The following is a 14004-nucleotide window of genomic DNA, read 5'->3' on the forward strand; positions in this document are numbered from 1 at the left end:
GGTGTTTAATTACATTGTGGGATATGAAAAATGTCGTCGAGAAGAGTTGGTGTTATGAAGGATCAAAAGAAACTATTTTATATGTAGAGGATAATAAATAAAAAGCCAAGTTCTTTTTCATAAAGATGAAAAAGAACTTGGCCTTTATGCTATTTTCTTACCTAGCTTTTTCTTTACAAATCCTAAAATCAATCCACGTATTTGAGGGTCAATGGCAAGACCGATAATACCGTACAATATACCAGTAAATGTTAAAGCTATTAGTGGTGGTAAGTTAATTAATACTGTGCGGTATATTGCGTAACTGACTATAAATGCTAGGCTATTAAATATTATTCCTTTGAATAGTAATGAAAAGCCTTTATGAACGAATAAAGTAAATCCGATTAATAACGTAATCTCGGTAATGATCGCAGCTGCCGCAGCTCCCATCATTCCAAATTGGCTACCTAATGCGATGTAGCTTATAATAGCGACAGCTAATCCAATTCCCATCGTTGTCGCACGTTTCCACTGTTGACCAATTGTTGTTAAATTATCAGCAAGTGGATAGTTGATAGATTGTAAAATGACCATAAAGGCTAAAATTGCAAGAGCATCACCAGCTGGTGCATACTCTCCCCCTAATAAAGTAACAATCCAAAAGCTTGGATCAGCGATAAATGGGATAGAAATTCCCATCCCTAAGAAAGACATAAGCTTTAATTCAAACAGAGATAGTTTTCTATGTTCATCAATATTCTTTTCATTTCCAAAAGCAAATAACTTTGGATAAAAGGCTGCTGCAATTACACCTGGTATTTGATAAAGTACAGCGGGTATTTTCGATGCAGCGCCGAAGAATCCAACTTGCTCATACGTTGAAACTTTTTCTAATATAATAGGCCCTAACTGTGGTAAGAGCATAATGATAATGCCATTGATTGTGAAAATCAGTAATTGATTTAAAATACCTTTGTCCCAGCCTTTATGAACTGTTGTATGGCGGAGTACCATTATAAAGGCGATGGCTCCTGTTACAAGACTAGATATTCCGTACATGGCAGCGACCATCATAAGTGACCATTTAAATGACATTCCTAGTAGAAGCGCAGCTGCGGCTGTGACACCTTGTATTACAGAAATAATCGCTGTAAATTGCATACGTTCTGTAACTTGGAAGTAAGCCATTCCAACACCTTGTAAAGTTGCTCCAAACATGGTCGGTAATACAACCCAATATACCATGGCGCGTAAGTAAGCATCAGTATAGAAGAACTGAGCAAAAATAGCGAAGAGTACGGAAATTACGATAGCTAATACTAAACGAATGCGTAAATAACTGCTGATTAGCACACTAATGTTAGCATCACTTCTCGTTCCTTCACGCATAAACGTATGTGTTAAACCTGCATCTGTAAAATAACAAATAACAGCGGAAACTGCTAATGCAGTTGTAAACATCCCATACTCACCTGGTGAAACATATCTTGCAAAGAAAATCGTCGCAATAGCAAGTACAAATCGAACAGTAATATTTCCTACAAAGAGGTAGGAGGCATTTTTAAGGATTTTATTTGTTTTCATGGAAAAAGACCTTTCTATTCTTCAGGACGCGCTTCGTCCTATTTGTAAATTTGATTTGTTTACGGAAAGAATGTTTAGAAGCGTATTTTTTATTTAAGAAAACATAAACTTGATTCGTACAAACCAAAGCATCGCGTATAACTTCTTGCTTCGTTTTCCATTTTTTGAATAAATTTTGCGACAATGTTTATTTATATCGCTTTTGATTAGTTGTACTTGTGATTTATCTAATTTAGAGCTGCTCTTAATGTATATACAAGCGTTATTAATGACTGTATATGGGAATAGGTAGGTTTCAAGAATTTCAAGAAGTTCTGTAGAATCATTCACGATTAAGTCTTTTGATTTATTATGAACCCAATCCTTCATTCGATTAAATACTTCTAATTCTTTTGCTGTTTTTAATTCATAATCTTTATACTTTGAAGAAAGATTTCCTTCTGATAAGATTCGGTAATATGTCAAATATTCATCTACATAGCATACGTTTGCTACACTCATTAATTTAAATAGAAATTCTAAATCTTCTCCCCAGCTACATCCTGGTGTGAAACGAATGTTATGATTCATCACGATAGATCTTTTGAAAATCCAAGTACTCGTTTGAGCAACAACTTGATGCGTTAAGAAAGCTTTCGTCATATCACCTTTAATAAAGTTTGTCGTGTGCTCAACTTTTTCACCAGTTTCTTCATAAAAATTCATATAGCCACAATAACAGGCATTCATGTTGTTTTTATGCATGCTTTCAACTTGTTTTTCGATTTTTGTTGGATGCCATAAATCATCACTATCAAGAAAAGCAACATATTCTCCGCTAGCATTTTCAATTCCTGTATTACGAGCAACAGAAACACCTTGATTTTCTTGAGGGATGTATTTTATTTGTCCTGGATATTTTTGCTCAAGATTTTTTACGATAGAAGCTGATTGATCTTTACTTCCGTCATCTACAATTACAATTTCAATATGTTTATATGTTTGATTTAGTATCGATTCCATCGTCTCTTCAATATATTTCTCTGCATTATATAAAGGAATAACAACTGAGACGAGTTGGTTTTGTTCTATCATAGAATTTTAACTCCTCAAATTTTTATTATGTAAATCTTTTTGTGAAAAAAGGTTATCAGAATACCTATCTGTATAAGTTTACCGCATATAAAGTTTGTAAATCAACTTTATGCATATAATAATTATTATTAAAAATATAGAAGTCCTATATGGAAATTGGTTATAATAAAAGGATGTATGTGTATATTTTTGTTTGAAATACAAATGTTTTGCAATAAAAGGGAGGAAATTTAGCATGTTACGCAAGTATATTCGAAGACCGGAGTTAATTATATTGGGTATTATTTTAGTTATCGGCCTAATATTCCGGCTTATGACTTTAATAACATATGGTAGTGATTTAACACTCGCTAATGATGATTTAATGTATCAAAAAAATGCTGTCAATTTCTTAGAAACGGGCATGTTAACGTATCATGATCCGACAAAACCAACTGCTCATATTATGCCTGGACAAGTATTTTTATTAGCAGGCATATTCGCCATATTTGGGCACGGAAGCCTAGGGGTTTTATGTGCAAAATTAGTTATGATAACTTTCGGTGTCTTAAGTATTTATATGACTTATAAGATTGGTACATATATCTTAAATCCAGCAGTAGGATTAATTGCTGCATTGTTATTAGCATTATACCCTCCTGAAGTGGTAGTAGAGAACTTGACGTTGACAGAAAGCCCGTATCTATTTCTATCATTAGGGCTATTATATTGGAGCTTGAAATTAGCAGATACGCATTCAATGAAAGATTTTTATATTATTTTATTATTCTACTTTGTAGCACTATATTTCAGGGTACAAATCGCTTTATATCCAATTCTATTATTTGTATACCTTGTAGCAAAACGCTATCCATTCCGCCTAATGATAAAGCAAGCCTGTATTAGTGTATTAGTGTTACTTGTTGTGCTTGGTCCTTGGTGGGCGCGTAATTATGTTCAATTTCACAAGTTTATTCCGCTTACAGCAGGTTCAGGAAATCCGTTGCTACTGGGTACATATCAAGGTGAAGGTTATCCACCTGGGAAAAGTATGGAAGAAATCGATGCGGAAATTCTCGCGAAATATCCGGGTATAGAAGCACATGAATTAATGGCGAAGCAACAAGAAGTAGCGATGGACCGTATTAAGGAATGGTGGCATACAGATAAAAAATCAATGCTGAAAAGTTATTTAATTTTAAAGCCACAAATTTTCTGGGAGAAGGCATATTATTATCCAGGCACTACAATTAGTATTTTTGATATATCTGGAGAAGATATGAAGAAAATTTATGAACCAATTAAAACAGGCTTCATAATTTGCTCAATCCTAGCATTTGCATTCTGTTGGAGAAGATGGAGAGAGTATTCATTCCTATGGATAAACATTCTATTCCAAACGTATTTTAATAGCTTGTACTTTGCGTATGATCGTTATGCACTTCCATTGATGCCAATGCTATTTATAATGATAGGTGTAGGTATTGTCGCAACTGTTATGAGGGTTAGCAGACCATTTCTAAAATAGATAAATGATGTAATTAAATTTATCAAAAACATTACATTTAAATGGTATATAAAAATGACCTATTTTCTGAAAATAGGTCATTTTTAATTATGCATCGTGTAAAGAATCATTTTGTTCTTTATTATTTAATTTTTGTTTTAGCAGCGCATAATCTTGTGTCAATGTTACAAGTTGGTGATGCTGCTTAGAAACCTTACGAGTTAAATCAAAAATTAAAATAAAGCAGAATAAAAGTCCGAACAGGAATAAAACAGATGGTGGGTATTCTACGTGTAATAGCTTCCCAATCCAATTTATAATCTTATCTGTAGAGCTTAAAATCGCCATTGCGATACAAACAAAAATCCAAAGGATGGAATATTTTGTTTCTAAAGTTCCTTTACGTATCGAGTTAATAATCAAGAAAAATAATAATAGGATAAAGATAAATGAAAAGGTAATTATAGGCATGGATTATCAACCTTTCACAATTTTTTGCATCAATATAGCTAAACTTACTTTAATCATGTAATATGCAGATTTCAATGGTGTAATAGAAGATTGTCCACCTTGTCTTTCTTGCATATTAACTGATATTTCATTAATGCGAAGATTTTTCTTTTTTAAGTGGATAAGTACTTCTGGTTCTGGATAATCTTTTGGATAATTGTGTGCGAAAATCTGAATTACTTCGCGATTAATAGCACGGTATCCAGATGTTGGATCCATAAATGTTTGTTTCGTTAGTAATTTTAATAAGGCAGTAAAGTAAAATATACCAATTCGTCTTGAAAGACTTCCCTTATATGCAGTTTTTTCCGTAAATCGAGACCCTAGCACCATATCGCATTGATTTTCAGCAATAGGTTGGATGATTTTATATAAATCCTCTGGGTTATGTTGTCCATCGGCATCAAATTGAATAGCGATATCATAGTCATTCTCATAAGCATACTTGTATCCAGTTTGTACAGCGGACCCAATTCCTAAATTATAAGGTAGATTTACAAGATGGACCGGGAATGTTGTAACAATCTCAGGCGTTTTATCCATTGAACCATCGTTAATTACACAAATATCTAACCCTACAAAGTGTTCTTTTAGTTCTAAAAGTCTTGTTAATGTATCTGCAATCGCTTCTTCTTCGTTGTAAGCGGGAATAATAATCAAAGTTTTAGGTATTACAATTGGTACCTCAACAGACATATTGCACCATCCTTTATAATGTTAATTAGGCAGTATTATTTTTTGCAAGCCTCATCTACTATAACACTAGTAGTATACTAAAATAAAGGTCAGGATAGTGGACGTTTGTTAATGAGGATTATGAAACAGGTGATTATGTGTATCATAATTTAAGACAAAATAAAAAACACAGGCGAACATATGGGGATGTTTACCTGTGCTAAATGCAATTAAATACTCCAAGGTTTATTCAAAGTTAACACTTCAGCCATTTCTTTACTCTTCAAACGTCCTTTTTTTCTATTTTCTGCACGATCTGAACCAGTTGTATGTAGCCAATGTTCTTCCTCTGTTTCAGGAATTACTTGTGGTACAGATGAAGGTTTTCCGTCTTTTAATGCGACAAATGTAATGAAACAAGTTGCGGCCATTCTACGCTCGCCTGCTAGTAGATCCTCTGCAATTACTTTTACGAAAACTTCCATTGAAGATTTTCCTGTATAACATACGAATGCTTCATAACAGACAGAATCTGCTTGGTGAATTGGAGTTAAAAAATCAACGGAATCGATAGATGCTGTTACGCAATGTTTGCGGCTATGTCTCGCAGCTGCGATTGAAGCGATACTATCAATCTCTGCTAATAATTTTCCACCGAAAAGTGTTTGGTGATTATTTAAATCGTTAGGAAAAACACGTGTTGTTTTAATTGCTTTTGATTCTCGCATGAATTTCTTTTCCATATATTCATCCCCTATTTTTTGTTTTCAATCAGAGTGACATGTGTAAGTGGATTACTCATATTAGATATTTAATGAAGTAAAGTGTTCCAAGAGGATTATCCCGCGAATAGCAGGATAATAGTCAGTGGAGGATGAAACCCCCGCGGATTAAAGTTTCACTTTATTGAAATTTCTGTATTTGTATTCATGTAACTGAAAGAAAATTTATCGTATATAAAATGTAGTGTAAAAGAGGATTCGCTTACATTGCAAGTGAAAAAGTAATGACTATGTATTTGTCATAGAAATTCCCTATTAACCTTGTGCCTATTCATGATAGAATCGTTTTGTTATAAATGGAAGTAGAGGTGCAATGGACATATGAATCATATACAAACAAATTTTTCGTCTTTCTTCAGTAAAATAACGATTGGTGCGATGCTTGCATTTTTTGTTTATAATTGTTGGTCGGCTTTTGAAACAAGTAAGCAATTTTTTGGAGGAAGTACAACAAGTATAACAATCGTATTAGTAATTTTTGTTATTCTTATTTTGTTAGTGGCATCGATTTTGCAATATCGTTTTACAGATAAACAATTTCTTATCTTTCTTATAAGCGTATCTATAGTTGCAAGATTTATCACAGTTCTATTTGTAGATGGTCCAATAATAGGTGATATGAAAGCTATGTATGAGTCTGCAAAGCAGATTGCAATTGGAAATAATATAGAGAATGTAGCGCAGTTACCTTTTATTATTTATGAATCGATCATCATTCGTATATTTGGTGATACGGTATTCGCTTTGCAACTATTTAATATTTTATTTTGTACAGGAACTGCATTTTTCATTTACCGCATTGCGGCAATGGTCTTTGGAGAAGAGTGTGGTCGTATCGCGTCCGTGTTTTATGCTTTATATATTCCAAATATATTTATGAGTTCTGTATTAACGGCGGAATCACTCGCAATATTTTTATTTTATTGTGCTTGTTACATACTTTTATATAAAGGATTGGATCATCCTTATATGTGGGTAATTTCAGCCGTTTTATTTGCGCTTAGCAATATGATTTTTCCAATGGGGTTATTTTTACCTATATTTATAGCTGTATATGTGCTGTTAATTGAATTATTTCAATCAGGGGCGAAACAAAAATTACTATTAAAAATGATAGGAATACTTATTCTGTTTTATAGTACTCATTTTGGTGTGAGCTATGGTATCAAGATGATGGGAATGTCACAGTATACGATTTCTAATCAGAATTATGTTCAATCTGTTTTAATTGGAAAAAGTCAAAATGAAGAAAAAACATCTGAAAATCAAAGTGTAAAAGAGCAAATTGATCAAGAGTTAAAAGAAATGGAAGTAGAAAGATTTAAACTGTTAAAACCAGTTATTAGCCAGTTTTCAAATGAGGGGATAAATTCTATTCTTTTTAAATGTGAAAAGCTTATATTTATAGTGGTGACATTGTTTATGGCCATAGCTTTATTACATTTTCTAATTAAGAAACAGCAAAATGAAGGATATATGTTGTTTGTATTATTAATTACCGGATATGTATCGTTAAGGCTCTTTCAAGTAGATATGGCATACTATAATATCATTATGCCAGCTTTGTTTATTTTACAAAGCTTTGGTGTTTATATGGGTTATTTTTATTGCCAAAAAATATTTTTCAGACAATAAAAGAATCCATTTCGGATTCTTTTTTTGTATCGATTCGCCTTATCGGTTTAGTTCTAGTTGTAAATTATCCACCGTTAAGGCCATTTTCGAGGAATCGTCTTGAATACTCTTCATTACTTGTGGGATAGTTTCTAATTCATTTTCAATTTTTTATATATAATTACTCTATAGTATGCAAAATTGTATATAAATTAAGAGAATTCTATGTAGAATTCTCTTAATGGCCTTTATTAATTTTTGCATGTGTTTTAAAGAAAACTGGGAAATGTACATTATATATTACGGTGACTACACGAATAACGAATGTTATTAATAAACAAACATAGAAAGCTAATACGTGTGCCCCCATTGCATGTGTAATTAGGAAACTAACTGCTCCTAAAATAGAAGCAATTGCATATATCTCTTTTCGGAATACATACGGGATATCTTGAGCGCAAATGTCGCGTAAAATACCGCCCCCAATACCTGTAATAACTCCCATTGAAACGACTAAAAATGAGGCGTCAACGTGATGTGACATTGCTGCATTTGCACCAATAGCTGTAAATACACCTAAACCAACAGCATCAGAAAGCATAATAACAACTTGAAGTTTATTAATGCGCTCAAAAAACATACATGTGAATAATGCTGATAGTACACTTACAAAAAAGTAAATGGGTTTTACAAATGCGACAGGAGGCAGGTTACCAATCATAATATCACGAATAATACCGCCGCCGAGCGCAGTAGCTACAGCTAAACAAAGGACACCAAATAAATCTAGATCTTTTTTCAAACCAACTAATGTACCAGAAATGGCAGCGGCGATAATGCCAAGAAACGTAAATATATCGATTAATAACATGGCTTTAATTCCTTCCTCTTAAAGATGTTCCAGAGAAAAAATATACACTAAAGTTTTGGAAATAACAATTACTTTTCGCTACATGTAGAAAAACGGATGAAATAGCTAAAGAAAGCGTTTGAAAATGCTTGATAAGTAGCAATAAAGTAAAGTGAAAAAGTGTGGGAAGATTCATTGCATAGTTTTTTGATGTAGCTTAGTTAGAGGGATGGTACAATAGGAGAAGTCCGTTTTGTACATTTATATAAAATGATGAAAAAATATTTCTGTACTGTCGAAAGTAAGTGCATATGTGTTAGATAGTTTTTATAGGGATAGGAAAGGATAGCTAAAGGACATTGTTTTTGGTTACTAATAATGCTGGATTTGACTAGTTTCGGCATGAAAAATAGTTCTCAATTTAAATATGAGTTATGTTATAATTGCTAGGTATGTTTAGACAGTAGAAAACTATGATTAAAAGATAATGTGAAGATTTAGTATGGAGGTCTTGGAATGTTAGCAAATCAAGCTAGGGTTAGATTTGAGCATTTTTTGCTCTTTTTTATTATTTTACAGCCTGTTTTAGATTTATTAACGTCTCTTAGCATTGAGTTATTAAAAGTAAATGCGACAGTTGGAATTATGGTAAGATTCCTCATTATGGCAATGGGTGGCATTTATATTTTAATTCAGGCAAAAGAAAGAGAAAATAGGAAGTTTTTGATTTATCTTGTATTACTAGGAGTTGTATTAGGAATAGGATTTATTAATAACAAGTTAATCAAGAGTCCTATTGTACTCGCAGAAGAAGTTAAATTCATTGGAAAAGCATTGTATATATATATTATGCTTGGCTCATACATTTTAGCTTTAAAATCACTGAAGAAGACAGTAAATATTAGCGATAAAGTTAGAAATAACATTGTGTATTCAACATTAATTATTAATGCTGTTATGGTTGTTTCTATTACAACTTCTACAGACTTTGGAAGTTATGAGTGGATGAAAGTTGGTTCCCGAGGATGGTTCTATGCAGGTAATGAATTAGGATCAATTTTAGCTATTATTTTCCCTATTGTGGTACTATATTCTATTCAAAAAACAAAGAGCATGAAACACGTTTTATATTGGATTCCATCGCTGTTAATGATTTACTCTTTAATTCAAGTTGGAACGAAGGTAGGAATGGGCTCAATTGGTGCTACGTTAGCGGCAGCAATCGGGATTATTGTACTACAATTATTATTTGATAGAAAAAATCCAAACAAAAAAGCTCTTGTACTTAATGCATTAATTGCTATTGTCCTATTAGCTGGTGTAGTTGGAACATTTAAAAAGACACCATTAGCACAAAATATGGGTATTCATAATAACTATTTATCAGAACAAAACGTAGCACAACAAGGGCAAAAAGAACAAGAAATTAAAGAGAAAATAAAAAAAGAACAAGAAATTAAAGAAAAAGAAGAAAAACAACATAAAGTTGAAAAGCCGGAAGAAAAAGCAAAGATAGAGGCGGAAGTTAAAAAAGAGATTGAGAAAGAGCAAAAGAAAGAAAATCAAGAAAATCTTATTTTCAGCGGACGTCAAGTATATGAAGAAAGACATAAGCAATTCTTTAAGGAAGCGCCAATGTCACAAAAACTATTCGGAATGGGTTACGCAGGTAACTTTAAGTATAACGAACAAAAACAACCAGATCCGAAGTTAATTGAAATGGACTTCCATGATTGGTTTTATGATTTCGGAATTATTGGTTTTGCATTAATGATGATTCCATTTATTTATTATGGCTTAAGAATCTTGATAGCATTTGTTACAAGATTTAAGGAAATATTTAATATAAAATATGGAATGATTTCAGCAAGCTTAGTATTAGCACTAGGTATTGCGTACATTGCAGGACATATTTTGACAGCACCAGGAGTGGGAATTTACTTTGTAGTGGTGTTAGCTTATCTAATTGTAGATTTAGAAATTGAATGATAAAAATAAAAGCTAACTTTTGTTAGCTTTTATTTTTTAGTACAGTAAAATAAAGATAGATGGAAATGTAGCGAGGATTTAAAGGAGGAAAAAATATGAGGATATTGCATATGAATGCAGGAGCAGAAGATGGTGGAGGAAAAACACATATTATTTCACTGCTCGATCAGTTTCCGGATGGTGAAGTAGAATTAGCAGTATTTGAAGATGGAATTGTTGCGAAAGAAGCAAGAGAGCTAGGGATAAAAGTTCATGTGTTTTCACAAAAATCTCGCTATGATTTATCCATTTTAAAAAACATAAGTGAATTCATTAATAAAGAAAAATTTGATGTAGTTCATACACACGGTCCTAGGGCAAATTTCTTTGTTTCTTTAATGAAAAAGAAATTCGCGGCAAAATGGGTAACGACAATTCATAGTGATCCATTTCAAGACTTCACTAAACAAGGCATAAAAGGTTGGATTTTTACTAAGTTAAATTTAAAAGCTTTAAAAAATATAGATTTATTTTTTGTTGTAACGAATAGGTTGAAAAAAAGTTTAGCGGCATTAGGGATTTCAAATGAAAAGATGCATGTTATTTATAACGGTATTGAATATGATCAGGAAAAAGCAGCTGGCTATAATAACAAGGAAATGTTTAATATTGATGAAGATGTGTTTACGGCAATCCAAGTAGCACGTCTGCATCCTGTTAAAGGACATGAAGTTTTATTCGATGCGTTACAACAAACAAAATTGGAGAAGATTAAAGTATTATTAGTTGGTGACGGGCCGTTAGAAGGAGAGTTAAAGGCGTTAGCTACTGAAAAAGGAATTAATGATAAAGTTGAATTTTTAGGGCACCGTCAAGATGTGAAACGATTATTTGCTTCATCACATGTAAATTTATTAACTTCCCATAGCGAAGGATTTCCATTAGTTTTATTAGAAGCGGCAAATCAGCGTGTACCATCAATTGTGACTAGAGCGGGAGAGATCGAGCCGTTAATCGCAGACGAAACTTACGGATGGATTGTGCCAACTGGTGATGGAAAAGCATTAGCATCGGCATTAGAAGAAGCGTATGATAAGTGGAAAACTGGAGAGTTAGCAGCAATGGGTAAACATATTTATGAGCATGCTACTATGAACTTCTCACTTCAAAAATTATATGAAGATACGAAAGAAACATATCAGCAATTAATAACGAAAAACCTTTAATGATAGAGAGGATAGTTAAATATGGCAGTACAAACGGTTGATATTCTAGGTGTTCCTTTTTCTACAATGACAATGGATGAAACAATCCAATATTTAAAGAAACAACTAGAATTGGAGCAAACTCATACTTTTCAGGTAGTAACAGCGAATCCTGAAATTGTTATGTGCGCAAAAAAGGATGAAAAATTCCATAAAACATTATTAAATACAGATTTAATTACACCTGATGGTATCGGGGTTGTTAAAGCAAGTGGTATGCTTGGTACACCTTTAAAAGAGCGTGTGGCAGGTTTTGACTTAATGTGTAATTTACTTGCAAAGTTATCAGAAGATAATAGACCAGTATCTGTTTTCTTATTAGGTGCAAAACCACATGTTGTACAAGCTGCAGCTAATCATTTAACGAAGACATATTCGGCTGTATCTATTGTGGGTACACAAGATGGGTATTTTAAACAAGAAGAAGAAGAGAATATTGTTTCTCGTATTCAAGAAGCAAAACCAGATCTATTACTTGTTGCGCTGGGATTCCCAAGACAAGAAAACTTTATCCAAAACAATAAGCATCGTTTAGAAACGAAAATGGCTGTTGGAGTAGGCGGTAGTTTAGATGTGTGGGCTGGAGAGGTAAAACGTGCGCCAAAATGGATCCAAGCTATTAACTTAGAGTGGTTTTACAGATTATGTAGTAATCCAACACGCTGGCGTCGTCAGTTAGTACTAGCTGAGTTTTTAAAAGAAGTAATGCGTTCAAAAAAGTAGCGGAACATCGCTACTTTTTTTATTTGTTTATTTTTGATAAACATTTTACCTTTGGGGAATGATGAAGGAGAATTTTTTACACGAAAGTATTTTACTTATACAATACACACATGTAAAATGATGTGTAAAGACAGCTGTGTAAGGAGGACTTCTTGTGAGCAAGGTAAAAGAAATTTCGAAGCGAAAGCTACTTGGTATAGCGGGGCTTGGATGGCTATTTGACGCAATGGATGTTGGAATGCTTTCATTTGTAATAGTGGCGTTGCAAAAAGATTGGGGATTAAGTACTCAAGAGATGGGTTGGATAGGTAGTATTAACTCAATTGGTATGGCTGTAGGAGCGCTTGTCTTTGGGGTACTATCAGATAAAATAGGACGGAAATCGGTCTTCATTATTACATTATTACTATTTTCTATTGGTAGTGGCTTAACAGCCTTAACGACGACACTCACAATGTTCCTCATGTTACGCTTTTTAATTGGTATGGGACTCGGCGGAGAACTCCCAGTTGCATCTACCCTCGTATCAGAGAGTGTTGAAGCGCACGAACGTGGGAAAATAGTTGTGCTATTAGAAAGCTTTTGGGCTGGTGGCTGGTTAATTGCAGCTCTTATCTCGTACTTTGTGATTCCTAAATACGGTTGGGAAGTTGCGATGGTATTAAGTGCAGTTCCGGCTTTATATGCTTTATATTTAAGATGGAATTTACCCGATTCTCCAAGGTTTCAAAAGGTTGAAAAAAGGCCATCTATTATTGAGAATATAAAATCGGTTTGGTCTGGGAAGTATCGTAAAGCAACAATTATGTTATGGATTTTATGGTTTTGTGTTGTCTTTTCCTATTATGGAATGTTCCTTTGGTTACCTAGTGTAATGGTACTGAAAGGTTTTAGTTTAATAAAAAGTTTCCAGTACGTACTTATTATGACATTAGCTCAATTACCAGGATATTTTACAGCAGCATGGTTTATTGAACGTCTTGGTCGTAAATTTGTATTGGTTACGTATTTAATTGGTACAGCATGTAGTGCTTATGTGTTCGGAATCGCGGATTCATTAACAGCATTAATAGTAGCGGGAATGTTATTATCCTTCTTTAACTTAGGTGCTTGGGGTGCATTATACGCTTACACACCTGAACAGTATCCAACAGTTATTCGCGGTACGGGTGCAGGAATGGCAGCGGCATTTGGACGTATTGGTGGTATTCTTGGACCACTATTAGTAGGATATTTAGTTGCTTCACAAGCTTCACTATCGCTAATATTTACGATTTTCTGTGGATCAATTTTAATTGGGACACTTGCTGTGATTATACTTGGGCAAGAAACGAAACAGCAGGAATTGGTATAAAGTGAAACTTTAATTAGTGGAGGTTTCATCTATTCCCCACTGATTATTAGCACGCACCAATCGAGATAAAAGAAAAGGGGAAACCAAAGTGGTTTCCTTTTTTCTGTTTTTTTAGATAAATAATGGTATAGTAAGAA

At 33.4% G+C, this 14004-nt stretch carries 12 protein-coding genes; 6 read left to right on the plus strand and 6 right to left on the minus strand.

Annotated elements, in window-relative coordinates; genetic code table 11:
• Nucleotides 1-144: 144 nt before the first annotated feature.
• Nucleotides 145-1566 carry an oligosaccharide flippase family protein gene (locus JDS80_RS10340; RefSeq protein ID WP_199638342.1) on the minus strand — a complete coding sequence of 474 codons (1422 nt, stop codon included), beginning with the start codon at nucleotides 1564-1566 and terminating at the stop codon, nucleotides 145-147.
• Between the two features lie 93 nt (nucleotides 1567-1659).
• Nucleotides 1660-2640, minus strand: a complete 981-nt coding sequence (locus tag JDS80_RS10345) for a glycosyltransferase family 2 protein (RefSeq protein ID WP_199638344.1) — start codon at nucleotides 2638-2640, stop codon at nucleotides 1660-1662.
• 235 nt (nucleotides 2641-2875) lie between these two features.
• Here JDS80_RS10345 and JDS80_RS10350 point away from each other — a divergent pair, with 235 nt between their 5' ends.
• Nucleotides 2876-4147: a glycosyltransferase family 39 protein gene (locus JDS80_RS10350; RefSeq protein ID WP_071770519.1), complete on the plus strand. Its 1272-nt coding sequence runs from the start codon at nucleotides 2876-2878 to the stop codon at nucleotides 4145-4147.
• An 87-nt stretch (nucleotides 4148-4234) separates the two neighbouring features.
• Here the strand turns inward: JDS80_RS10350 and JDS80_RS10355 are convergent, their stop codons facing one another.
• The 3 genes from JDS80_RS10355 to JDS80_RS10365 all read right to left on the minus strand — a co-directional run bounded on the left by JDS80_RS10355 (nucleotide 4235) and on the right by JDS80_RS10365 (nucleotide 6054).
• Nucleotides 4235-4597, minus strand: a complete 363-nt coding sequence (locus JDS80_RS10355) for a DUF2304 domain-containing protein (protein ID WP_002089883.1) — start codon at nucleotides 4595-4597, stop codon at nucleotides 4235-4237.
• Nucleotides 4598-4603: 6 nt separating this feature from the next.
• Complete coding sequence (locus JDS80_RS10360; protein ID WP_000110207.1) at nucleotides 4604-5332, minus strand: glycosyltransferase family 2 protein; 729 nt, start codon at nucleotides 5330-5332, stop codon at nucleotides 4604-4606.
• 209 nt (nucleotides 5333-5541) lie between these two features.
• Nucleotides 5542-6054 carry an acyl-CoA thioesterase gene (locus tag JDS80_RS10365; RefSeq protein WP_002123645.1) on the minus strand — a complete coding sequence of 171 codons (513 nt, stop codon included), beginning with the start codon at nucleotides 6052-6054 and terminating at the stop codon, nucleotides 5542-5544.
• A 360-nt stretch (nucleotides 6055-6414) separates the two neighbouring features.
• On the opposite strand from JDS80_RS10365, the gene JDS80_RS10370 reads away from it, so the two are divergent.
• Nucleotides 6415-7728 carry an ArnT family glycosyltransferase gene (locus JDS80_RS10370; protein ID WP_199638346.1) on the plus strand — a complete coding sequence of 438 codons (1314 nt, stop codon included), beginning with the start codon at nucleotides 6415-6417 and terminating at the stop codon, nucleotides 7726-7728.
• Between the two features lie 217 nt (nucleotides 7729-7945).
• Here the strand turns inward: JDS80_RS10370 and JDS80_RS10375 are convergent, their stop codons facing one another.
• The gene (locus JDS80_RS10375) at nucleotides 7946-8578 is read right to left on the minus strand and encodes a trimeric intracellular cation channel family protein (RefSeq protein WP_000924380.1); all 633 of its coding nucleotides are present in this window, start codon (nucleotides 8576-8578) and stop codon (nucleotides 7946-7948) included.
• Nucleotides 8579-9073: 495 nt separating this feature from the next.
• Here JDS80_RS10375 and JDS80_RS10380 point away from each other — a divergent pair, with 495 nt between their 5' ends.
• The 4 genes from JDS80_RS10380 to JDS80_RS10395 all read left to right on the plus strand — a co-directional run bounded on the left by JDS80_RS10380 (nucleotide 9074) and on the right by JDS80_RS10395 (nucleotide 13867).
• Nucleotides 9074-10546 (plus strand): O-antigen ligase family protein, encoded by a 1473-nt coding sequence (locus JDS80_RS10380; RefSeq protein WP_199638348.1) that lies wholly within the window; start codon nucleotides 9074-9076, stop codon nucleotides 10544-10546.
• Nucleotides 10547-10641: 95 nt separating this feature from the next.
• Nucleotides 10642-11751, plus strand: coding sequence for a glycosyltransferase family 4 protein (locus tag JDS80_RS10385; RefSeq protein ID WP_199638350.1), 1110 nt, complete (start codon nucleotides 10642-10644; stop codon nucleotides 11749-11751).
• A 21-nt stretch (nucleotides 11752-11772) separates the two neighbouring features.
• Complete coding sequence (locus tag JDS80_RS10390; protein WP_016131015.1) at nucleotides 11773-12513, plus strand: WecB/TagA/CpsF family glycosyltransferase; 741 nt, start codon at nucleotides 11773-11775, stop codon at nucleotides 12511-12513.
• Nucleotides 12514-12667: 154 nt separating this feature from the next.
• Nucleotides 12668-13867 (plus strand): MFS transporter, encoded by a 1200-nt coding sequence (locus JDS80_RS10395; protein ID WP_199638352.1) that lies wholly within the window; start codon nucleotides 12668-12670, stop codon nucleotides 13865-13867.
• Nucleotides 13868-14004: the final 137 nt, after the last annotated feature.

Source organism: Bacillus cereus group sp. N8 (genome assembly GCF_016483685.1).
GTDB classification, from domain to species: domain Bacteria; phylum Bacillota; class Bacilli; order Bacillales; family Bacillaceae_G; genus Bacillus_A; species Bacillus_A proteolyticus.